The following is a 23,093-nucleotide window of genomic DNA, read 5'->3' as shown; positions in this document are numbered from 1 at the left end:
CTAAAATTAAATATTTATATTTTTTATTATATCGTAGATGAATTTCTTACTCTTCACAAATAATGCTATCATGCCCTTTTTTTAATCATTAAGAAAAATATGTTGCTTGATGGATTATTCATTATCGGTATTGGAATTGAAGCCATTACGGGGGCTCTCTCAGCAGGCCGCAAGAAAATGGATTTTTTTGGTGTAATTGTTATCGCCTGCATCACCGCCTTAGGCGGAGGCACGGTCAGAGACGTACTCTTTGACACCTATCCACTCACCTGGGTTACCCATCCTGAATACCTTCTTTTTACTGCAGCATGCGCGGTTGTGACCATCTTTATAGCAAATTCCTTGCTCAGAATTATGAAACTATTTCTAATCCTCGACGCTCTGGGATTATCCACTTTTGTAATTATTGGAACACAGAAAATTTTAGCCAGCGGTTTCCCACCCTTGGTCGCAGTCATTGGCGGCATGTTAACAGGAGTCAGCGGAGGGATGCTGCGGGATATTTTATGCAATGATATTCCACTGGTATTAAGAAAGGAACTCTATGCCATGATTGCACTGGCGGGTGGTTTGCTTTTTATTGCTCTGGAGCATTTTCAGGTGCCCGTCAATATCAATATCGTGACGACTTTTATAAGCATATTCACTGCCCGTTTACTGGCCATTTTTTATCACATCGAAATGCCAAAGTTTGAAATAATGGCGACAAGAAGAAAAGGGAACTAAGAGGCCGGGCTTGGCAGCCCATAGCCGTCAGGCTAAGAATATCAGATCCCCTCTCCACCGCGCGCAGCGTGGGGGAGAGGGTTAGGGTGAGGGGGCTATAAATAAGGTCGCGTAGCGATTCATTACTCATTGTTCTGTAGCTATGCTTTATTATCACAACAAAATGGAATCACTATCGTGATAAATTTTTTAACCCCCTCTCCCTACCCTCTCCCCCACGCTATGCGCGGTGGAGAGGGGATAACATTAATCCTTAGCCTGACGGCTATAGGCTTGACCGCTCATCTCCTATGATTACTCTTCACGCATACCAAGAATAATCACTTCTTCCACAGGCACGTCTGAGTGCCCCATTTTATTGCCTGTTTTTACCTTGGCAATTTCATCAACTACGTCCATGCCCTCTACCACTTCACCAAAAACACAGTAACCAAAACCCTGGGCATTTTCCGCTTTAAAATCAAGAAACCCATTATCGACCACATTAATGAAGAACTGTGCTGTGGCGGAGTGGGGATCCATTGTTCTTGCCATAGCGATAGTACCGCGCTTGTTAAGCTTCGCTGTTTTTGCTTCATTCTTGACCGGGCTGTTGGTCTTCTTTTGTTGCATATCAGCAGTTAATCCGCCACCCTGAATCATAAAGCCTGGGATAACGCGGTGAAAAATTGTATCGCTGTAAAAACCGCTGTTTACATAATTTTTGAAATTTTCCACCGTCTCAGGGGCTGTGTCTGCGTGTAACTGCAAGTGAATATCGCCCTTGGATGTGTTAATAATAATCATGAAATCTCCTGTTGAAATAGTTTTAATTGTGAGCTTCGTTAAGAATCAGATTTCGCATTTGCGTGCAAACTTCGTGCATGACATGCACATTATGAATGCTGGCCAGTGCGGTGAAAACATTGGATTTTTGTTTAAACAAATGATGCAGATAAGCTCGTGAATGCGTTTTGCAGGTATAGCAAAAGCAATCTTCCATGATTGGTGCCAGATCATTGGCAAAGCAGGATTTTTTGATTTGCAACCGATGATTATCATACTCGCTGGCAAAACGCAGCCAATGGCCATCTCTAACAATTTTACCAGAGTATAAGGCCCCATGTCTTGCATTCCTTGTGGGGGCTACGCAATCGAACATATCGATACCTTGAGCCACGACATCGAGTAAATCCTGGGGCGACATGCCCACCCCCATGGTATAGCGAGGTTTATTTTCAGGAAGATATTGTCTGACCCATTGGATAATCTCGACTGTTTTCTTCATGTCGAAGCCTACGGTCTCACCACCAATAGCGATCCCGTCCAAATCCATACTGGCTACAAACTTAGCACTTTCAGAGCGCAGTTCCTGGAATATGCCGCCTTGAATGATACCGAAAAGCGCCTGTCTGGCACCATAACGTGAAGCAGGATATTGCTGGTGATAATCAATGGACTGCAAAAGCCAGCGATGTGTTCTTTCCATAATATGGCGGACTTCTTCAAAGCTGGATGCGTCAGGTGTGCATTGATCAAAGGCCATGATGATATCTGCACCAATTATTTTCTGGGTTTCCAGAGACATTTCCGGTGTCATATGAATCAAACGAGAATCCCCCGGCAACTGAAAGTGAGCACCCTCTTCATCAATACGACAGATTTCCTTGTTTTTGGACAGGCTAAAAACCTGAAAGCCGCCGCTATCTGTCAGCATTGGCCCATGCCAACCCATAAACGGATGCATACCGCCGGCCTGTTCAATGACGTCCATACCCGGAGCACAAAGCATATGATAGGTATTTCCCCCTAAAATGATCTGACTGCCGGCTTCCTTCAGCTCTAAAGGCATCATATTATTAACGCCTGCGCGAGTGCCTACCGGCATGAATACAGGGCTTATAAATTCACCATGAGGAGTGGACACGCGAACAATCCGCGCATTGTTGCGGGAATATCTGGCAATTACTTCACAATTAAATGTTGACATGAAAATCTATCTAACCTGTTCTATCAATTCCCAATAGCGCATTTCAATGGAATAACACTATTACAATTTAAATTCCAATTTGCCGACATTATACGTCAATCGTTGGGAATTTATGCAAGCCTGATTTTATAATGACTTTTCATTCAGATAATAAATAATCATTGATCCAATAATAATGAATAAAAAATATAAAGCAGACCAGGCAGGCATTGATAGCCCCAGCCATTGCCAGTTCACCTCAGCACAATCACCCGATCCCCAAAACAGGGCGTGCATCACATCTTTCAGTGGGAAATATTTCACCATCACATCAAGCCCGGGCAAACAGGCTGGAACCTGATCAGCAGGCAAAGATTGAAGCCATAATTGCCGGCCTGCGAAAAAAAGTCCGGCTCCGGCAAATACAATCTGCAGCAATTGCATTTTTTGCACTCGCAAAATGGCCTTGATAAATAACATAGCAATACCGATGCAAACTATAATGAGCACGCAAATCCGCTGCATAATACAAAGCGGACAAGGCTCCATACCTTTTATATATTGAAAGTACAACGAGGCGCCAAAAACCAGCAGACTAATTAATACCAATACATATTGCAGCCGTTTAGGATTTATAAGCGTCATGATGGCGGCAACATATATTGGATGGCATCTTTCAAATCCTGCTCTGTACAGGACTGGCAGGTGCCCTTGGGCGGCATTGCATTAATACCTTTGGTAGCAGAAGCGGTTAAGCCGTCAATCCCTTTGCTTAAACGCGGTTTCCAATCGGCGGCGTCATGCAGTTTGGGAGCCCCGGCAACCCCTGCCTGATGACATACTGAGCAAAATTGTTCAAACGTCTCCTGGCCTGGCTTTTTCGCAACCGCTTTTTCTACCGCAGGAGCCGTTTTCTGAGTTGAGGCACTCCCCGCATCCTCCTCAATATCCACACTGCCTACCGGCTTAATCCGGTCCTCAATCTGCTGACGATCGAAATCCTCGAGGGCCCAGCTTATTGGGCAAACCGTGAATAATAATATCCACAACACATAAGGCATGCTGATTCCTTTTATACTTAACTTCCAAAATGATAACGCCATATGCCAATGATTTCCAGTTAGGAAACAAGTGAAACTGCTGATTAAACCCTTTTCATGTCAGGCATTTTTTATAATAATTACCCCCTCATTAGCACAGATAAGATTAAATTTGATACAATCTCATCATTAACGCGTTATTGTACATTTAGGTTAGCAGTCATGAAGTCATACTTAGTCGCAGCATTTTACAAATTTGTTTCTATACCCAACCATGAAACCCTAAGAGAACCTTTGTTGAATAAAATGGTAGAGCATGGGATTAAAGGGACAATCATTCTGGCCCACGAAGGCATCAATGGTACTTTCGCAGGATTGGAGAATGAGGTAGATGCATTCATTGAACATTTGAGAAGCTATTCCGGCTTTGCTGATCTTCAGTTTAAAAAAAGCTATGATGAGACTAATCCCTTCGACAAATCCAAAGTTAAACTACGCAAGGAAATTGTATCCTTTGGAATTGACGATATCGATGCGGCCACTCAGGCGGGTATTTATGTAAAACCTGAGGAATGGAATCAGCTGATTCAGGATCCAGAGGTGCTTACTATTGATACGCGAAATGACTATGAAGTCAGTCTTGGCAGTTTTAAAGGCGCAATTAATCCAAAGACCTTAAACTTCAGAGATTTTCCTGAATACGTGCAAAATAATCTGATGCAGGACAAGCACAAAAAAATAGCCATGTTTTGTACTGGCGGTATCCGTTGTGAAAAATCAACCGCTTATCTTAAGAAGCTGGGCTTCGAACAGGTTTATCATCTGGAAGGCGGCATCCTCAATTATCTTGAAACTATCCAGGAAAATTCCTTATGGGAAGGCAGTTGCTTCGTGTTTGACAATCGCGTTGCTGTCAATGCAAACCTCGAACCTTTGGAAGAAGGCACCGTAGATCTCGAATGGAAAAATAAATGCCGGCAACAGGCATTGGAAGGGGAAGAGTAATTTTACATTTTTTTCGACATCCTCCTGAAGGATTTCCACAAACTTAACTACTTATTCCCGCCAATCCCGCTTAACGCGGGACGAAGATAAGAACACAAAAACTGTCTTTGCGAGCGTTAGCGAAGCAATCCAGCTCCTTACTTTGTTCAAGTTCCGATTTGGATTGCTTCACTTTGTTCGCAAAGACAACAAGTTAGTTGCCTGGTTCTTTTACCCAACAATACTGCGCGGGACTGACATCTATACCCACCGAGTTCTTAATATTTCTTTAAGGAAATCTCTCTAAACTTAGCCTACTTCCATGCTTTGAGGTGTCTCATGTATTCTGATTCTTTTCCTAAACTTCGCCAAAAGTATAATTTCGATAATTTTGAAGAAATCTTTGAGGCACTCGAAACCCATTTTCATGGGCTTTTCAACCTCCCGGTTTTGGAAGTGGAAATAAAGCATAAACGAAAAGGAAGTTATACAGAATTTTTTGACAAAATCATCTCTCAGCTCAACTCCAGAAAACTGTTTACTATTGGCGAGGTCAGCCAAAAAATTTCAGAAATTCTTCAAACAGATCAATCGGTAAGAAAATGTTTTCTGGAAAAAATGATTTTTGTGCCTCCTTTTGAAGGAAACGCCTCTCTTCAACCAGGCTTTTTGGAGAAAACCGCGACAGGACAACTTAAACCAGCCGAACCAGTCACCTACCTGGATATGCTGCGCCTGACTGAACACATAAAACACCGAGCTGCTCACAAAGGCAGGCATTTTGAGTTCAGTGTATTCAATCTTTTGAATATTCAGTCCGAAAACGCACAATCAATCAAATCCCGCAATGATGCGCTCGTTGTCAATTTTAATCGCGATCCCAAAGGCCTGGCTAAATGGGGCGTTGTTGATCTGCGTAATAAAATGAATCCTACGATTTATTGTGAAACCCCTCTTCTCGAGGAAGAAAAGAAAGAGCTTGAAAAACGACTCACCATTGAATTCCAGGAAGTGAGTGCGAGAAAAGCAATTAATCTCATTTCAACGGGCTACACGGCAATTGCATGGCTGGATCAAAATATCAGTAAGACCTGGCTTTTTGATGTATCCTCAGATTTTAATTTTTTATTAGGATGCTATGTATTTGCCCAGTTTCGTGGAGATGATGACGAAAAAGGCGTGCAATACAGCTGTTATGAACAGGAATATGAGCACTTTTGTACTGAAGAATTTAAGAGATTAAATAAAACGCTTCAAAGAGAAATTCCTGAAGGAAAATGGCAGGGCTACCTCCCCATAAAATTAGCGGCCATTTCCGCATTACCCAATGTCGCTGGAAAACCTATCACTCCTAACAGTCTGGTGGATGTCATTCGCATTTTTGGCGAAAATCAATATGAGAGAAATGTATTTGATGCGCATTGGAAGCCTGCCTATCGCTCAAATATCCCGGGTCTTGTGCCTGCAATGACTCGATTTGGCTATCCTCCTGTTCTCAGAATTGAAAACGAATTGACTACCTTGGTTGTACCTGACCACATTGATCAATCCTCTTTTCAGCATGAACATGCAAAAGCTTGTCGCCAAACTGAAACCAATAGCGCCTTTTTTAATTATATGGCGCTGGAAAAAAGCTCTCAGATTATTCCTCAAAGAGATATCGCCACTGCGATGGTTCTCAATACCTTTCGCGGCCAGTCGAAGCAGCCAAAACTTAAAATTCACCTGCCCGCGAAGTTTAATCTGAATCTGGAAGAATCATTACTTATCAAAAAACAAGTGCAGGATAATGCACACCTCACTGAGTTGCTAATTAATGAAGCGAATCACTCACTGAGACAACTGCGAGATGAGCTATTACCAGTTCTTGGCCGTAACCGCTGGCTTAAGGAATCCGGATACTTACCCCCAATGGTCGACAACTACTGGCAACGGGTCGCCCGTTTCTGGTTACTGCATCTGAATGAAGCAGATGATCTGGCTGCCAATAAAAACGAGCATAAAATATTCAAGCAATGCATTGAAGACATGGGCGTCAAAGGATTATCCGAAGTACTGTCTTTTTTGAGAGATTCAGATCTCAGTGAAAATCTGCTAAGCATCTATGGCCGCAACCGCCCTTTATTCTATCTCTCCTGCCAGCAGCATGAAGTCAGGGAATATCTTGTTTTATTATCGGATCATTTACGTAATGGTTATTCTTTTCCCTTTAATCAAATCAGTGCAGCCTACCAGCCAGGCAATGACAAAGCCTATATTGCCTTGCTTGAGCACATTAATGAAAAAGATAGTTTTGAACAAATTAATCTGGCTGAATGTCTGCGTTATAAACGTGAATTCGCAATCTTTCTGAGTGAATTGGCGAGAGCCGCCCAGAGAGGCCGCTGGACTGGACTGATAGTCATTCCCGAACTTGAAGGGGAAGAAACGACTACTGAAGAATATCGTGAGTTGCGTGCCCTTTATCGTCAATTGAACAATGTGATCCTTAACAATCGACACTTGAAACAGGGAGCAATGCTTTCATTGCAGATCAAAGAGGTCAGCCGCTTCGATCACGCCAAATCAGACCATGCCTCCACAGAACCCAAAGCCCTCCACCCAACAGCTGAATCAATTAAGCTGCACTTTGACGAGGCAGATAAAGGCCCCTGGCCTTTGCAGCGGGGCAGCGGTGTGCAACTGCAAATGCAACAACAGCAGGAAATTCAGCAAAATCGTCAGATACAACAAGAGCAACAACGGATGGGGCTTCAGGTAGTTGAAGAAGTGATTACTGCTGAACTGGTCACCTATGACAATATCGACCGCTTACTGGGGAAATATTATCAGGACTACATCGCAGAAAATCCATGTGATGTTAAACGTTATGCCCCACTTGGTACAGCTGATGAAACGCCTCTGCAAGCGTTTTTCCATACCTGGATTAATGCAGAGCCAGGAGTCAAAGCCCCGCATGTAATATCGGCCATGACCCTCGATGCGGCAAAGGTAATGCTGCGTCATCATATGCGCCTTTCTTCGGGTCCCAAAACAAACAACACTCCGAAAGGTCTCTACACTCAGCGCTCCAAAGATGGCCAGTTGATTCTCTGTTACAACATTGAAATGGGCTATGTCTGCGGGGTTCCAACACCGCTGACAGTTGACTTGCAAGTGACTAAACCTGTTCAGGAGTTTTGGGAAGGCGACTTTCGTCAATTCAACATTGACCATTATCTTGAGCACAGGCCCAAGTTGGAAACTGCCGACGATTTTCAGCCTCTCGTTCTTTTTGAAGTATTGCAACCGGAAAAAGATTATTCCGAAGAATGGAAAACCTTTTCGAGAAAAAATCCTGATATAGCAGCGATGGTGAAAGACGTTCCTCGTGTGCTTCGACACTGGCAGGTGTTCATTCAAGCCTGGCAATACGGTGGGCGTGAGGCTATCAATGCATTTTTCAAACTGAAAGAGCAGGATCTGCTGCTACAACTTCCCCGCGCCTGTGACATTCTACTTTCCCGTCAACCCGAGTTGGCTGATTGGACCAAAATGTGGGCTAAACGCGGGCAGGCGGATATCAGCACCCTCCGAGCGCTTGGCCAGGTTTATTATCGTAATGGCGAGGAAACGCTAGGGTTACTGATTGCCAAGTTTCGCCAAATTGAAAACCAGTTAGGCATACAGTTTTTCGATGCGTTTCAATCTGAGGTATTAAGTAAAGCTGAAAACTATAACTTCTATATTAGTCCTGCTTTCTTCAGTGCCATTGACAGCATGATTGAGCATTTGGCTCCTGCCAGAGCCCAGCCGCACAGAGAAGCCTGGCTAGGCTTTTGCAGTAAACATTTAAATCATGTGCCTGCTGAACACACTGAAGTACTATGGAAAGCCTTTGATTATCTGGTCAAAGAACTCGCTAAAATGGATCTTTCTTTATCTGGCGATGAGTTTTCAGAGCTTGAACCGCGAAATATGCTGGTCGAAGTCGATCGGATACTCGACTCCCTGCGCAGTCTTCCTGCCCAGGAGGAGAAAACGCGCTTTTTAAAATCGCTGCATAAAATGGATTTAACGCATGGCGGCGTGCACTATGCTATTCAGCAAGAACACTTCAAATATTTTGATGAGGAACTTGCATTATCTCATTTTAAACATGGCAAGCCCACTTACGCTCCGGAGTTATCTTCAATCTTCAGCTGGACTTCAAATGAAGCGGCCTTGAATATTCGCAGAACATTAGCGTCACGCGCACAATTCAGCCATGAAGATTACAGTCTGATTAGTGAAAAACTCGCCAACAATGATTTACTATCGCGCCATCAGCTGCTCTGGCTTCTCTATACTCAATATGACGCGCGTCAGATGCCTGCCATAGTTGATCGAGTGCAAAGCCTTCCCGTTCCATTAGTGACCAGTATTGCCAGCCATTTACATGAGGCTATTTTTCGTTTGGGCCATGCTCAACTCAGCATTACACTCAATACTTTGGATGCAGCCAAGGATATTTTACAAACTCGGCGGGGACAGGCTTTACTCGCAGCTTACCCTCATGGAAATTTCCTGGAAGCGCTGGATTTATTGATGGAAGGCGGCAATCAGTTAAAAATGCCGGATTTCCTTAACCTTTTTGAAATTAAACTTGCCTTTAAAGTCAGTCATCCTCAATTCCTGCAACTGGCGGCCTACAAAGCGGCTACCTTATTTGGCGCATTTACCGAAAAGCAATTACGAGATTTTATACAAGCGACAGACGGTTTAACTTTAGCTGTAATGAATGAGTTGGATTTGTTACTAAACCATTTATTCTCCGTTAATTTTAATCAGGGTAATCCCCAGGCATTGCATCAGCCGAAAAACTGGGACGATTTTCTCAGAACTATCGGAGAAATGAACAATAAACCGGTCAACCGCACAGCGATCCGCAAGCAGTTTATTAGCAGACTTTCTGATCAAAACATTGTATTCAAATATTCGCGTTCAGGAGAATTTCGCAATCTTGTTGAAGAAGAGCGCCCTGCAAAACTAGGCCTGTTTGTCGACCATCAACATCGTTTGTGGACTTTTCTTAAAAACCATATTGTTATTCCCACCCAAGGTGATGCCGCAGAGGCTTTACAACCCCTGCTTGCTTTTTTTACCAGCTTACAGCTTAACCGCACCTATTTAAATGAGGTGGAGCCACTGCTGGCCATTCTTGAAAAAACGGCGAAAGATCAGGTATGGAGCGCCAGTTACTTCAGTAAGATTCTGGATGTATTAAAACCTGAAGATGAACAGCTCCCTTTTCCATTGGATATGTTGCAAGTTATTCTTGCCGACGAGCTATTGAAAGCAAAACCTATTGATAATACAGAAAAAGATTTCCCACAGGACTTGGTTATCCCTTTAAAAGGCATTCTGAAGAACACCGTTTTCAGCAGATCCCAGCAAACCGCGCTATGCCAGTTAGCATTGCATGAATACCAGTACGCGCGCACAACCAGCCTGCTGACTGAGGCCATTAATCTTTTATCCTCCGAGCAGCATGCAGCCAGTCGCGACTCGGCTTTGCAAATATTGAATAGCAGTCTCAATAAAGTGAGCATGGAAAATCGTTTTGCCAAACTACGGCAATTATTGAACCATCCTATGCCCAGCCCTTCTGTAAAAGAGACCTGGCACAAATCTACAGCCCTCTGGTTAAAGGCAATCGCCGCAGATCCTCGTGAAGAGAACCTTTTCAATCAGGTCATGGCGAAACTGGGTGATGAACGAAGTGCAGAGCGTGCCCTGGTATTCCACATTATCGCCTGGAGCTGCCTGCAACCCGGTTTGCGCGACAAGGAAGCCTATGAATATGAACTGGATCGCAAAGCCCCTAAACTCATAGAGCGCTTAAGCCGATTGTCCCTAGATGAACTGACCGCACTGGCGGCTACTTATCCCAAGCAGCCATCACCAGGTGCGGATGATTTAATACGTTTGCTCAAACGAGCCGCTACCAGCCATGACTTTAAAAAGGAATTATCCGGCTTTCTTAAAAATCCTCATCCAGAAATACGGCCAGACTATAGTCATGTGCCTAAAACGCGCGCAGCGGATTTGCGGCGCATGTTTACTTCAACCCGGGTTACTGACGGGAAGGTAAATCGTCCTTTGACCGCAACGGAAATTGCAAGAATCAGCCTGATGTTTGCTGAATTGAAGCGGCTGGAAACCGGTGAGGCCTTTGTCGAAGGTTGCAACAAAGCGATTGCAGATCTGGGCCGGGATGAATTAGCTGAAGCATTTCATCGCCTGTGTAAAAGCCCTGCGAGCGATAGCCGGCAGGTGCAAATCTGGGCGCTGGAATTTCACGCCCTTGGCTTAACTACCCGGAAATATCCGCATATGGCTCAGCAATTCGCCTTGATTGCCAATGATGTGGCCGTCACCGCATCCAGTCGGGTGCTGCGTCTGGGCACTGGTGAAGGAAAAAGCCATTTCGTGGCCATGCGCGCCGCCAAAAAAGCGGCTCAAGGTCAAACTGCCACCGTCTTTACCGCCAAACGCAGTTTGGCTGAGCGGGATTTGGAAGATTATCAGGCCTTTTATGACTACTTAAATATAAGCACTTCGACAATTACTCCCAAATCGAGTCGGGAAAGTTATACCGGGGCCCAGGTTCATTATACCACACTGGGAGATCTATCCCTGTTCCTTGATGAACAAAGCTTCCAGGGTCAACCGATTGACATTGATCCTGATAAATCGGAAGGCTTGGGCGATGAATTCGATGACACCTATTTTGGTCAAGGCCGAAAAATGGCATTTAACTATGCCCGCCCTACTGGACGTACTCCTAAACAAATGATTTGGTTTTACCGGGCATTAAATGATTTCTATGAAGCGAATAAAGACCGCTTTAAGATAGAAGAAATCACCAGGGAAAGTGTTGAGGCATTATTAGAATTTCTGATTGAAAAAGCGCAGGATGATGAGGAGAAAACCAAATACCTGGTTTTACTGGCGCGTGACGGCTTACAATTGGTCAGCTGGATCCAATCTGCCCATGAAGCCATGTCACTGCAACGAGGCGAAAAATATTCAGTCCTGGAAGACAATGTGCCGATAGGCGGTGCTTCTTATCTCTTAAAAGAAATTGTTCCTCTTACAACTAACAATCATAAAGCGACCGGCTCTACCTTTAGCGCAGGAGTTCATCAGTTAGTAGCAACGAACCTCAACGAGGAAGCCAAAAAACAGAATGAGGCTCAAAACTATCATGTGCTTCCAGAAAGTCATATCATCAGTTCACAAGTTGCCGCTACACTGATACCCCGCTTATGGAAACGCTGGGAAGGCTTCACGGCGACAATTTCCACTTCACAAGCGCAGGCACTGAATAAGGAACATGGAACGCAGGTATTGCATGTATCAACCAATCAAAGCGATTTGCGATACTGGCATAATGCCAAATTTTATCGAAATCAGGAGCAGCGGATTGAGGCTATGCTGCAACAGCTTAAGCTTTGCATGGCAGAAAATAAATCAGTGCTTTTTGCTTGTAAAAACGATAAGAAGGTTCTTGAAATCCAAACCATTCTTAGCGAGCGATTAAGCAAGGAAGAATTGGAAAACCTCCTTTTTTATACCAATGAAGATAAAGAAACCAGCAGCGAAGTCCTTGCAAAAAAACAAAGGATGGAAGAATGGAAGGGGGGTAAAAAGCAAAAAGGGATCGCTCTGGTAGCATCAGGTTTTGGACGCGGTGATAACGTCGGCGTTGAAGCCGTATTTATTTTCGATACCGGTGATGTCAATGATTTATTACAAACCGGTGGTCGTACCGCTCGAAACGGCGAAGAAGGACAAGTGTTTCAGTTTTATCTCGAAGACGAGTTACAACAGGAACGCGAGCAATTATTGCGAATTATTGAGACCACACCAGGGCTCGAACACGACAAGATCAAAGCGAGTTTACAGGAAGTTCCTGGTAATTCTGAAAATGAAAAACTGTTTGAGCAGGTTATGCTTTTGCGTGAATATGTATTTAGCTTGCAAAATGCAGCCACTCAAGGTTTTCGTACCGGGATCGCTCAATTTTCCGCTTGGGGAATGCGCCTGATTTCAACCTTCCTTGATCCGGGACAAGCCTCCGAATTTACCAGCATGCTGACTCGCCATCTCAATAGTCTTGAGAAAAAATGGCTGAGTATTTCCGCCTTGAATCACTTAACTTCTTTAGAAAAGGTTCGCCTTATCGAAGAGCGAATTGCTGAAGCGGCGAAGGATTTACAGGCGAATTATGAGGAGTTAATGGGCAAAGTGAACAGCACTCCCTTCAACTTCACACCGGCTGCGGAAATGACTTTGCTAATTCAGCTGGAGCAATTCCAGCCCGCTGACAAGAGTACCTATAACATGGCTAATCTGGGTGCAATCCTCTCGGCCCTGCCTCTTGGCACAAAGAGCCATGAGCTTCTGGACAGCATTCCCGAACAGCTGGCAACCCTGGCAACTCAAGCGGACATTTTAGAAAGTTTCACTCATGACGCCCAGGAATTCTTGAGTATTGAGCAGTTCAGTGAACAATTGAAAATCCGTGTACAGCAAATAACCAAGGCCTCACCTATACATGGCCAAATCAAAGCTGGCGGCATGCTTACTCCCAATGCGGATGATATTTTAAAAGCGGTGTCATCCGAAATCCGCCAGTCATTTATACGCTCCAGTGGAAAATTACACCCCTCGCTACAACAGATACTGAGCCAGTGGATGACAGGCCCGGGTCTTCTGGAAGATAAAGACCGGGTAAGCCAGATCCTGCCTCTGCTCAATTATTTGGGGCAGTTTTCAGAATATGAACAACTACGCTGGGCTAAGCACTATTTGGAAAATATTGATAATCTGCTTCATGATACTCCGATGGCAGAGATGTCACGCCGCTTTTCCGGTAGAGCAATGAGTTATGAAGACAATGAAAGCCTCTGGCACTTGGCCCATAGCTTCCCCAATGATGAAGGAAAATTGTTTACTCAACTGAAAGAAGCGACCCAAAATAACTATGTTCAGCGCATTCGAATGCTCCGTCGCTGTGAAGACTTGATGAGTCAGCTGCCTGAAGAAGATCGCGAATTATTTCTGCAGCAGTTTGCCAAGGTCATGCAACAATTTTCTGAAGGCATTAATTGGGATTCCTTCGACAGCCTGGTGAAGAAAACCGAGCGTTGGTGGAATCTTAATGGAGGTCATTATCGGTCCGAACTGCGAGCGATGTGGACTGCTCTTGCCGAAGGCATGACAGAATCCGCACTTCCAGTGATTGGCAGTCTGCTGACCGAGCAAGGAAAAGGCTGGTATCAGGGATTGCAACTTGCGGTGATCTCACCCGAAATGACTGCCAATTTGCAAGTTTCTCACTTGAAGGTATTAAACCAGTTGTGGGTAAGCAAATACCATTTCTCTCCAGAACAACAGAAACAATCGGCTAGTGTGATAAATCAGATGCTGAGCACCTGGAAATCGGAAGCAAATGCCAGAGAACAGGCGGGGCCGATGCTTAAGAGCTACCAGCAATTCCTGGAGGCCGCAGAGCAGCAAGGCAATACCGAATTAGGCAATGCCTCGCTCTGGTATTTATCCAGCCTGCAAAAAATGCCCTCTATCCGGCAAGAGTTGGAGCGCTTTGTTCTCAGGCCGCCATTTAAACTGCAGGATTTGCAGGCGCAGTTTGAGAAACACTCCTTTGACGAAGCTGGAATCGAGATTTTACTTCACAAAGCAAATGAGCAATTGATGAGTCTCGAAGACTTTAGCCTATGCTGTCAATCTTTGGCTGAAATCCGCTGGTCTAAACAAGGAGAAACTAAAGAAAAGCTAAGACAAGATCTGCGAACCTATACTCAATTTTTGCAATCCGCGAAAGTTCAGGGTCATTCCAATTTGGCCGAAGGTTCGCAGTGGTATCTGTCAATGCTTGAAAAAATGCCATTATCTAGTCAAGAGTTAATACGCTTTACGAATAATCCTCCTTTCAGCCTGGAAACATTACAGCAAATCCTTGCACAGCATTCATTTACTGATGCGGGCATAAGACATCTGTTGCTCTTGGCTAATCAACAACATATGACTGCCGAGCTGTTCAATACTTATTGCCTGATCCTTGGCTCTGCCAACTGGTCATTACAGCAGGAATCCAGCGAGCAACTCAAAGAGTTCTTGCAGGGATTAGACCAATTCCTGCAAAGAGCAAGGCATGAAAGACATAGTGATTTGGTAAAAGGCGCTCAATGGTTTGTCTCCCTATTTTATAAAATGCCTGCTTTGAGTAAAGAATTACAAGCGCATGCAGCCCATTGTTTATTCAGCCTCGAAGATTGGCAAACCGCAATGGGAGATCTCTCAGTAACCCAGACGGATATCAGCGCCCTCTTGAGGGTCGCTCGTTTATTAAATCAAAATCTCAACGAATTCTCGGCTTGCTGTCAATCAATAAACAGCATCAGAAAAATTGTTGAAGAAAACGCTCTTCTCAACCTTGCCGATAAAAAAGCCTTTGATCAGAGCTTAAAATTATTACCTGCCAGTTCTTTAGCAATTTTGCTTAAAGTATGGAGCGGCTTCCAGGTTAATATACTGGCCAATCCAGCCAGTCTGATGCAATCGCTGCGTTATGCTGAAAACAGAAACATTAAAGACAGGGAATTAGAGCCTCTTTTAACGGCATTATTTATGGCAGTGGGCAGCGAACCTAAATCCAGCCCGCAGGAATTGGCTTACATTTTTGAAGGAATTGATCGTTTTCAACAAAACAACTCCGCCGAAATTGGAAAACTGAATGCTATTCAGCAAAGCACCAATAAACTGCCGCAAGAACAGTATTTGCACGATAATCTGGCGGTCTATCTGAGCGATACTCCCGATGCGCATCAAGACGCAGTAAAGGATATGGCTGAGTGGTTTTACAAAAAAGCTTCTGATTGCCGCGGTGACGTGGAGCTGATGAAAGAAAATATTCGACAGGAAAGCTGGTATCGATTTGATAACAAAACTGTCAATCAGACCCGTAACCGCGTGATGTGGCTGCATATGTTAAATCATCAGGCCTTTGTCAATGCTAAACAGGATGACACCCGCCGCATTAATTGGTCCGACAAGAAAAATGAACTGCTTTTGGAAGATGGCCTTAAACACTATACTCAGGAAAGCAGGCGAATTTTAGCGCAGAAGCCCTCGAGCAACTTGCGTCTGGTGCGCGACCTGAGCATAGTTCAACAGCAAGGCTTATTCCAGATAGCCAATGAATTAGCAATTATCGGCAAACCCAATCTTGATTTAAATGCTCTTCATGGCGAAAAAGAGAGTAAGGCTTTGTTAACTGATCTCGAAAAGAACCTGACTCGGCTGGGCCAACAATACAAAGGGGCCTGGTTTAAATCGGAAGCGCGTAATCAACAAATCAATTCTTTACTAGTGAGACTTAATAATAAAGAAGCAGCAAGTCCCAATCGCTATATTGAACTTCTGAATGTTCTTCGTGAAACCCGAAATAACATACTCGATGACGATATCCAGAAAAATCAGGCACGAAGCGGGCGTAAACTCAATCAAAGTGGCCACAGCCGCTTGTTAAGTACCATCAACCAGATGGAAGATCAGATTGTACGACACTGGGTACAGGATACAACCGTGCTACAGGATTTTCAGGCTTATGAAACCCGTTGCAAAGAAGACATCATGGAGTTAACAGCTAGACTTGAGACGATGGCTAAAGATTATCTCGATGATATTTTTTCAAGAAACAGCTTTATGGACAGAACCTTTTGGAAAACAGCCAATCAAAAGGAAAATCTCAATGTATCAAACCTTAAGAACAAACTTAATCAATTTATCCGAACCCATGAAGGGAACTTAAATGATATGGGCGGGGAAGAATTAGCCGGCTTAATTCAAATAGTAAAAGAAGAGAAGTTTTCTGGCCATTTGCAAACTATAGGTCAGGAAATATTAAGCCGGGCTGAATCTTTAAGCGCCTATCTCATACAAAGAAAAGAACAGCCACACCCGGCTCAGGAACTGGATAGAGGTTACGCTGGTTAAGGTTAGGCAGAAATACAACTAACTATCTATATGCCCGTCCTTGCGAGACAAGGGCAGGCATTACTTGACTGGTTGCTTGAAAAATCTTGGCGTTATATCTGTCTCTTAGTTTCGCAGCGCGCTCGGTCCCTGACTTGCCTCTTCACCCTCATAAATCATCACCTCATCAGTTGCAAACTCAGCCCCTTTGGCTGGCGGAGGTACATCTTTTCCAGACAAATGGTATTTTTCGGCCACTTTTTGTTTAATCGATAACTGCTCTGGGGTTAATACGTAATTTCCCTTAAAAAAGAGGGCTCTGGTTTCTCTGGTAAATAATGAGTCAGCTGTCGCCATGTCTAAAGAGTAATAACGAGGATCGCGCGGGTTACTGGATGGCTCTTTGGTGCTTTCTGTAAATTGCGCTCCTTTAGAGAATAATTGAGGTGCAATATCTTCGTTAAGAGTTTTTAAGGCATAAAAGGGGGGCGTTTTTCCTTTAGCATTACCCACATTCACCAGCCCCTTATTTTGCTCCAGACAAGCAGTTGCCAATGCCAGGTTTTCCGCTTTTTCAGTCTCATTCAGGCTGCTTCGTCTGGCTGTGATATGTAATGCAGTATCCCCTGCTTTAATACAGCCCATGCGATCTTTTCCGTCATTGACTTTTTGAGTTTCAGTAATTGAACTGAATGAGCTGATACTAGAATACGTTTCTATTCTAACGCTTGGATAAACAGGGGTTTGGGCCTTTGCCCCCGATTTAATAAGCAAGGTTGCAGTGGGGACATGATTATTGAGCAACGCCTGTTTTATAGCAAGCTCACCTGCATGTCCGGTAAAATCAGCACCTCCTGCTTTCAGTTTTTCAAGCATTGCATTATCGCCATTCTGAGCGGCATAGACGATAGCTGCAAATCCTGATGCGTCTGCGATATCCGGATTGGCTCCATGACTTAACAAAAGCTCTGCTTTGTCCAATTGTTTCTGGATAACCGCCTGAATTAAAGCCGTTTTTCCTGAATGATTTTTTGCATCCATTAAAGTGTGATTGATCTCCCGCCTCTTATCCTCAGCCTCAGGGTTAACTATGGATAAAATAGTCGATAATTGGGAAGCAGTGATCTTCGTATTGTTTGCAGCAGCATGAAGCACTGTCTCCTTTTTCCCCGTTAATTTTTCCAGATGAAGACCTTTTAGCAGACTACTAAGCTCCTCATCCGTCAAGCTGCCAGCCTCTTTGTGACTTACAGCCAAAAATGCGGCGGTTTCTCCCCGTTCATTCTGCAAATTCCTGTTATATTCGTATCGCATCAACTCCCGCAAAATACCTAAATCGTCTCGGTGTAGAGCATAGTGCACAGGAGTACTTAATCCCGGAAAAGTATGGACTCCTTTTGTTGCAAAAGAAGAGGCTTTTATAGTAGCCTGATTAGTATTTGCACTATTTGCCAAAAGCATCTTGACATTGGCCAGACTGCCTGCGGCAACCGCATAATGCAAGGGAGTTTCACCCTGGATGTTTAATGCGTTTAAGGTTTCTTTGCTCCAGATCAAAACATTTAAATCCACATCAGCCGCAGTTGCCGCAAAGTGAATCGGCAATTCTCCCCGTTTATTCGCTATTGTCACGGAGGCCTTATTATTGACCAGGATCTTGGTAGTTTCGTAATGATGCCCGCGCGCTGCAATAAGTAATGCAGTATCCCCAAGCTCTGTCTTAGCATCAATAAAGGCCGCGTCCTTTAGCAGCTCATCCATAAGTTTACTATTCCCCACCCTCGCTGCGCGATGAAGTGCATTTTCTCCTTTGGGATTTTTATCATTAACAGACGTGACTGCAGCTTGCGGAGCCGCAGGTGCTTTCCGAAACATACTAAACATAGATATCCTTAACTATAAAATTTCATTATCTTTTGAAATAGTTGGAATGGCAATGAGGAAAGGACAATAAGCCAATTCACTTTGTTCTTTTGAATCGATAGGCGGACATTATTTTCAAAAATGGGAATATTATTAATTTCCTTTTCATTAGGCTGTGCTGTATAAGGGCGTACTTAGGCATTTTCGATGCGAAAATGTGCTTGTAAATGCGTTTCCCCTAATTTGACAAGCAGCCAATGCTCTGCCAATCTTATTTCTAATAAATTCTATGGCTTTAAAAATACCAACCTCAAAGGGAATTATCATGACCAAAGTCCATGCCTATGCAACCAGCGAAAAATCCAGTCAACTTTCTCCTTTTGAATATGATTTAGGTGAAATTGGTGCAGATCAAGTTGATATTAAAGTAGAATCATGCGGCATTTGCCATTCAGATTTGGCTATGATTGATAATGAATGGGGGTTCAGTAATTATCCGATTGTTCCTGGTCATGAAGTCATAGGCACGGTTAAGGCTGTCGGAGAGCATGTTAAAAATTTGAAAATCGGACAGCGGGTAGGCCTGGGTTGGTTTAGTGGAAGCTGCATGCATTGCCATCGTTGTCTCAGCGGTAATCATAATCTTTGTGGAACCGCAGAACAAACGATAATCGGGCGACACGGTGGATTTGCAGATACAGTGCGTTGTAACTCAGAATGGGCAATCGCATTACCCGATACGATTGACGCTAAAAATGCCGGTCCATTATTCTGCGGTGGAATTACTGTATTCAATCCTATTGTGCAATTTGAAGTCTCCCCTACTCATCGCGTAGGCGTTATTGGTATTGGCGGGTTAGGTCATTTAGCATTACAGTTTCTTAACAAATGGGGATGTGAAGTTACAGCCTTTTCCTCTTCCCCTGGCAAAGAAGCAGAAGCCAGAGAAATGGGCGCGCATCATGTCGTTAATTCAAAAGATCCAAAAGCAATTGAAGCACTTGCAGGACAGCTTGACTTTATTATGAACACCACTAATGCTAATCTGGATTGGTCAGCCTACATTAATGCGCTTGCTCCACATGGACGCTTTCATACAGTGGGTGTAACCTCTGCGCCTATTCCTGCACAATCAATGCAACTGATTATGGCTCAGCGCAGTATCTCAGGCTCACCTCTCGGCAGCCCCGCTACCATTGAAGACATGCTGCAATTCTGCGCACGACACAACATCATGCCCATGACTGAACACTTTGCAATGAAAGACGTAAATAAAGCCCTGGATCATCTACGCTCAGGTAAAGCACGATATCGTATTGTTTTGGATAATTAGGACCTGTTGACCTCTGGCCGATTATTAGCTGTTCGGCCTTTGAATTATTGTCCTGGGTACAGGAGTAGCTCATCACTTGCTATCAGAACAGTATACAAAGATTGGAAAAATGAGGTAATGAAGCAACTTTCCATGAACGAGAAGCCGATAATCTATCACCCTATGAAAAATGCCACCATTCTTGCAGATAGTTAACAAATTCCCGTTCATACATGATTTCAAGCAGATCTTTCGATTTTATTGCTTTCATCAGAAACATGCTGCGAAGAGGTTTGACAAATTTCAGGCGCCACTTGATTCCAATCTTTAATCTCCAGCGCTATTCGTATGGACGCCACCAATCTTTGTCATAGGTAATTTTCATAACATAATCCATTGACTCGAAGGGCAAATTGTTCAAATCCAATCGATAATCTCTGTTTTCGGTAAATGCGCTGCTAACTTGCCCTCTATAACGCTCCAGGCTATGCTGAAATTTTTTCGGCTGCCATTTGAATTTTGTAGTTTTCGCCTGCAAAAACTGCACAAAAATATCCAATATTCTGAACTCCGGATTACATTCCTCAAGCCAGAGAATTTGTCTGTCATCATGCACTTCATTAAAAATATACTGTCCTTCATTATCGCGGATAAAGCTGAAAGAGCCATAAACCAAGCCTAATCTTGACATCAGCAAACGTAATTTCTTTTGTAACTCTGCAGGGGCTTCATAAGGCTCAGCGTCAACTCGCCCTTGCGCAATAGTCTGCCAGCTTAACGCCGCCTCTTCAGGAGAGCGATCTACAAGTTTCGCGGCAACCATAAAATCGCCGTAGCAATTGACTACAATTTCATAATCCTTTTTAACTTCCATCTGATAAATCCCGGGATTCAATTGCAAAACCTTATTCTGAGGTAATCCCAAAAATCGGACTTGTGATGGATTAGTCATTTTGATTTGTTTTTCTTCATGCCAGCAAGAGGTAGTCAAGGGCTTATAAATGACTCCGGTCTTATCTTCGTTGTGAATAACAAAATGGCGAATCTCCAAAGGATCATTGGAGCATAAGGTGTAAGGTACCAACAGCCCGCATTCCTGAGCTAATTTCAATTGTAATAATTTGGAACGTGCTCGATTAGAGGCTTCTTTACTATTCACCCACCAGGCATCGTCATTCAAATTTTCAAACAAAGAATCATAAAATAAGGCATTTTCTTTGAGAGTGAATTCATAATCATCCGCATGCAAAGCCTCCCGCGGAATGAATGTTCTAATTCCGCGCCACCATACCACATCATAGTGATTATTGAGGACCGACTCATAGGAATCCGAACAACGCCACTCATATTCCCCTTTTTTGATATACACTGAATTAGTCTGGCGAGTGGGATAATCTGCAGGATAGAGCAATCTCACCTCATGATTAATACGCTCAAGAGCAAACTTCACGAATAAGGTATGGGTATCATTCAAATCGGTAGGAATTAAAAACTTCATTACTTCTTCCTTAAAGCTATTTGTGACAAATGTTCTTATATAAAATAAAAATGACTGGAGGGAGGAAAAATCATAGTCAACATCTTCTTCTGATTATCCCTGACCCGAGCTTCCAACAAATGACGAAAACTACGCCGATCACAACGCCGAGCCACCTTCATCAACGCTTCATCATCAATCGTTAAAGCCAACTGGTACGCCAAAACACGCTCTGGTTGATCATCCATATTTGCTCCTTATTAAATACGTTTTGAATAAATTTGAATAACATTATTCAAATTGACATAATTTACAAGTATGCAATACTACTTGTCAATCGCAATAGAATAAATTTATTAAATAATTCATGAAAGAAAATGACCTAATTACTAATCTGACTCATTTAATGCGTATTCATGGGAATTTGACGGTTAGTGAGTTAGCCAGATTAACTCAAATACCTCAACCAACCATTCACCACATTTTAGCGGGCTCAACAAAAAAGCCACGAAAGAAAGCATTATCGGCCATAGCTAATTATTTCTCCATTACTCAAGAGGAGCTATTAGGCTTTACGCCAATGACAATAAAAATATCAGAGGAATTAAAATCTGATTTAAAGATACAAACTGTTCCGATCATAGATTGGGAATTATTAAAATCATGGCCCTCATGTTTTTCTGAAGAAGATGAAACATTATGGATTAACCAACATGTCTCACAAGGCTCGTTTGCTCTGATTATGAATAACAGCTCAATGGAGCCATTGTTTCCTTTAAACTCCTTTTTAATATTTGATGTAGCAAAAATCCCAAAAGATAGAGATTTTGTAATTGTTTATAGAAAGGGAAGCGATCAAATTCTGTTTAATAGACTATTTATTGAGCAACAGAACAATTTCATCAAAATGCAAGAAACTAGTGAAAACATGAGCTTGGTTAAGCTTGACAATAAAGATGATAAGATTATTGGAATATTGATAGAGGTAAGAATCCAGTATTAAATCAACCTAACCTCCTTCATTTCTAAAACAAATGGATTAAAATTGGTGTGAATATCGTAATGATCTACATTTTCAATTTTTTTTAAATATTTAACTAAAATCCAAGATGGGAAGACCATAATTAGTGCACAACAAAATTTCCAAAAAAAACCGCATAACATCATCCAAAATAAATCACTTCCTTTAATAACTCCAGAGTAATTAAGTAAATCAACAATTACTGTTAATATAGCTTGACCAAAAACTGTTGATAATAAACTTCTTAAAAGATAAAGCCGCCCCTTTAAGTGAATTTTCCATTTCGCTAAGATGTAAATATTTGCGAATTCACCAACGAATAACCCAAGAAGCCCTGAACAAACATATCTCAGCGTTGGATCAAAAACAATTTTATAAGCATCCACTTCGGTTAAAAACTCAGGAGCAGGCAAATGAGAAACGCCGATAACAATCAGTGAGAACAAAACCTCGGAAATGATTCCAATCCAAATGAATAACCGTGGATAAGTATACCCATAAACCTCACCCACAATATCACATATGCAAAAAGTAAATGGAAAGATAAAAATTCCCCCTGGCTCAAGCATAGGGCCAATCTGAGTAATTCTACTAGCCAGACAGACAGTGGCGAGTAAGGCTGTAAGATACAGTCCCAAGAGGAGTAGTGGATACTTATATTGCCTTTTAGAACTTAATTTATCTAAGAGCATGCTTTG

The 23,093-nt window shown here is 43.0% G+C and carries 13 protein-coding genes; 5 read left to right on the top strand and 8 right to left on the bottom strand.

Features of this window, described 5'->3' with window-relative positions; translation table 11 throughout:
* The first annotated feature begins 99 nt into the window (after positions 1-99).
* Positions 100-726, top strand: coding sequence for a trimeric intracellular cation channel family protein (locus DYH61_RS01830; protein WP_058506349.1), 627 nt, complete (start codon positions 100-102; stop codon positions 724-726).
* Positions 727-1,020: 294 nt separating this feature from the next.
* Here the strand turns inward: DYH61_RS01830 and DYH61_RS01825 are convergent, their stop codons facing one another.
* The 4 genes from DYH61_RS01825 to DYH61_RS01810 all read right to left on the bottom strand — a co-directional run bounded on the left by DYH61_RS01825 (position 1,021) and on the right by DYH61_RS01810 (position 3,735).
* Positions 1,021-1,512, bottom strand: a complete 492-nt coding sequence (locus DYH61_RS01825) for a peptidylprolyl isomerase (RefSeq protein ID WP_058508048.1) — start codon at positions 1,510-1,512, stop codon at positions 1,021-1,023.
* A gap of 22 nt (positions 1,513-1,534) precedes the next feature.
* Positions 1,535-2,695 (bottom strand): tRNA guanosine(34) transglycosylase Tgt, encoded by a 1,161-nt coding sequence (tgt, locus tag DYH61_RS01820; protein ID WP_058508047.1) that lies wholly within the window; start codon positions 2,693-2,695, stop codon positions 1,535-1,537.
* 126 nt (positions 2,696-2,821) lie between these two features.
* Positions 2,822-3,319: a disulfide bond formation protein B gene (locus tag DYH61_RS01815; RefSeq protein WP_058508046.1), complete on the bottom strand. Its 498-nt coding sequence runs from the start codon at positions 3,317-3,319 to the stop codon at positions 2,822-2,824.
* On the bottom strand, positions 3,316-3,735 hold the full coding sequence (locus DYH61_RS01810; protein WP_058508045.1) for a c-type cytochrome: 420 nt from the start codon (positions 3,733-3,735) through the stop codon (positions 3,316-3,318). Before DYH61_RS01810 ends, DYH61_RS01815 begins: the two co-directional genes overlap by 4 nt.
* Before the next feature lie 201 nt (positions 3,736-3,936).
* On the opposite strand from DYH61_RS01810, the gene trhO reads away from it, so the two are divergent.
* Both trhO and DYH61_RS01800 read left to right on the top strand, forming a co-directional pair.
* The gene (trhO, locus tag DYH61_RS01805) at positions 3,937-4,719 is read left to right on the top strand and encodes an oxygen-dependent tRNA uridine(34) hydroxylase TrhO (protein ID WP_058508055.1); all 783 of its coding nucleotides are present in this window, start codon (positions 3,937-3,939) and stop codon (positions 4,717-4,719) included.
* A gap of 318 nt (positions 4,720-5,037) precedes the next feature.
* Positions 5,038-16,743: a hypothetical protein gene (locus tag DYH61_RS01800; protein WP_058508044.1), complete on the top strand. Its 11,706-nt coding sequence runs from the start codon at positions 5,038-5,040 to the stop codon at positions 16,741-16,743.
* Between the two features lie 105 nt (positions 16,744-16,848).
* On the opposite strand, the gene DYH61_RS01795 is transcribed toward DYH61_RS01800, so the two are convergent.
* Positions 16,849-18,606 carry an ankyrin repeat domain-containing protein gene (locus DYH61_RS01795; protein WP_058508043.1) on the bottom strand — a complete coding sequence of 586 codons (1,758 nt, stop codon included), beginning with the start codon at positions 18,604-18,606 and terminating at the stop codon, positions 16,849-16,851.
* A gap of 304 nt (positions 18,607-18,910) precedes the next feature.
* On the opposite strand from DYH61_RS01795, the gene ahr reads away from it, so the two are divergent.
* On the top strand, positions 18,911-19,918 hold the full coding sequence (gene ahr / locus DYH61_RS01790; protein WP_058508042.1) for an NADPH-dependent aldehyde reductase Ahr: 1,008 nt from the start codon (positions 18,911-18,913) through the stop codon (positions 19,916-19,918).
* A gap of 319 nt (positions 19,919-20,237) precedes the next feature.
* Here ahr and DYH61_RS01785 read toward each other — a convergent pair whose 3' ends face one another.
* Both DYH61_RS01785 and DYH61_RS01780 read right to left on the bottom strand, forming a co-directional pair.
* Entirely contained in the window at positions 20,238-21,395 is a 1,158-nt protein-coding gene (locus DYH61_RS01785; protein ID WP_058508041.1) for an MvdC/MvdD family ATP grasp protein, read from the bottom strand.
* A 35-nt stretch (positions 21,396-21,430) separates the two neighbouring features.
* The gene (locus DYH61_RS01780) at positions 21,431-21,622 is read right to left on the bottom strand and encodes a hypothetical protein (RefSeq protein ID WP_058508040.1); all 192 of its coding nucleotides are present in this window, start codon (positions 21,620-21,622) and stop codon (positions 21,431-21,433) included.
* A 119-nt stretch (positions 21,623-21,741) separates the two neighbouring features.
* Here DYH61_RS01780 and DYH61_RS01775 point away from each other — a divergent pair, with 119 nt between their 5' ends.
* A complete protein-coding gene (locus DYH61_RS01775; RefSeq protein ID WP_058508039.1) occupies positions 21,742-22,377 on the top strand; it encodes a helix-turn-helix domain-containing protein in 636 nt (211 codons plus the stop codon).
* On the opposite strand, the gene DYH61_RS01770 is transcribed toward DYH61_RS01775, so the two are convergent.
* Positions 22,374-23,087 (bottom strand): queuosine precursor transporter, encoded by a 714-nt coding sequence (locus tag DYH61_RS01770; RefSeq protein WP_234999855.1) that lies wholly within the window; start codon positions 23,085-23,087, stop codon positions 22,374-22,376. The genes DYH61_RS01775 and DYH61_RS01770 overlap by 4 nt on opposite strands.
* Between the last annotated feature and the right edge of the window lie 6 nt (positions 23,088-23,093).

It is taken from the genome of Legionella quinlivanii (assembly GCF_900461555.1).
Lineage (GTDB): Bacteria > Pseudomonadota > Gammaproteobacteria > Legionellales > Legionellaceae > Legionella_C > Legionella_C quinlivanii.
The sequence above is the reverse complement of the archived record's forward strand: the minus strand, read 5'-3'. Positions and strand labels throughout refer to the sequence as shown.

Coding starts and splice junctions, on each gene's coding strand:
- DYH61_RS01830 (WP_058506349.1), top strand. CDS start 100: ATGTTGCTTGATGGATTATTCATTATCGGTATTGGAATTGAAGCCATT.
- DYH61_RS01810 (WP_058508045.1), bottom strand. CDS start 3,735: ATGCCTTATGTGTTGTGGATATTATTATTCACGGTTTGCCCAATAAGC.
- DYH61_RS01785 (WP_058508041.1), bottom strand. CDS start 21,395: ATGAAGTTTTTAATTCCTACCGATTTGAATGATACCCATACCTTATTC.
- DYH61_RS01780 (WP_058508040.1), bottom strand. CDS start 21,622: ATGGATGATCAACCAGAGCGTGTTTTGGCGTACCAGTTGGCTTTAACG.
- DYH61_RS01800 (WP_058508044.1), top strand. CDS start 5,038: ATGTATTCTGATTCTTTTCCTAAACTTCGCCAAAAGTATAATTTCGAT.
- DYH61_RS01770 (WP_234999855.1), bottom strand. CDS start 23,087: ATGCTCTTAGATAAATTAAGTTCTAAAAGGCAATATAAGTATCCACTA.
- DYH61_RS01795 (WP_058508043.1), bottom strand. CDS start 18,606: ATGTTTAGTATGTTTCGGAAAGCACCTGCGGCTCCGCAAGCTGCAGTC.
- tgt (WP_058508047.1), bottom strand. CDS start 2,695: ATGTCAACATTTAATTGTGAAGTAATTGCCAGATATTCCCGCAACAAT.
- DYH61_RS01825 (WP_058508048.1), bottom strand. CDS start 1,512: ATGATTATTATTAACACATCCAAGGGCGATATTCACTTGCAGTTACAC.
- ahr (WP_058508042.1), top strand. CDS start 18,911: ATGACCAAAGTCCATGCCTATGCAACCAGCGAAAAATCCAGTCAACTT.
- trhO (WP_058508055.1), top strand. CDS start 3,937: ATGAAGTCATACTTAGTCGCAGCATTTTACAAATTTGTTTCTATACCC.
- DYH61_RS01775 (WP_058508039.1), top strand. CDS start 21,742: ATGAAAGAAAATGACCTAATTACTAATCTGACTCATTTAATGCGTATT.
- DYH61_RS01815 (WP_058508046.1), bottom strand. CDS start 3,319: ATGACGCTTATAAATCCTAAACGGCTGCAATATGTATTGGTATTAATT.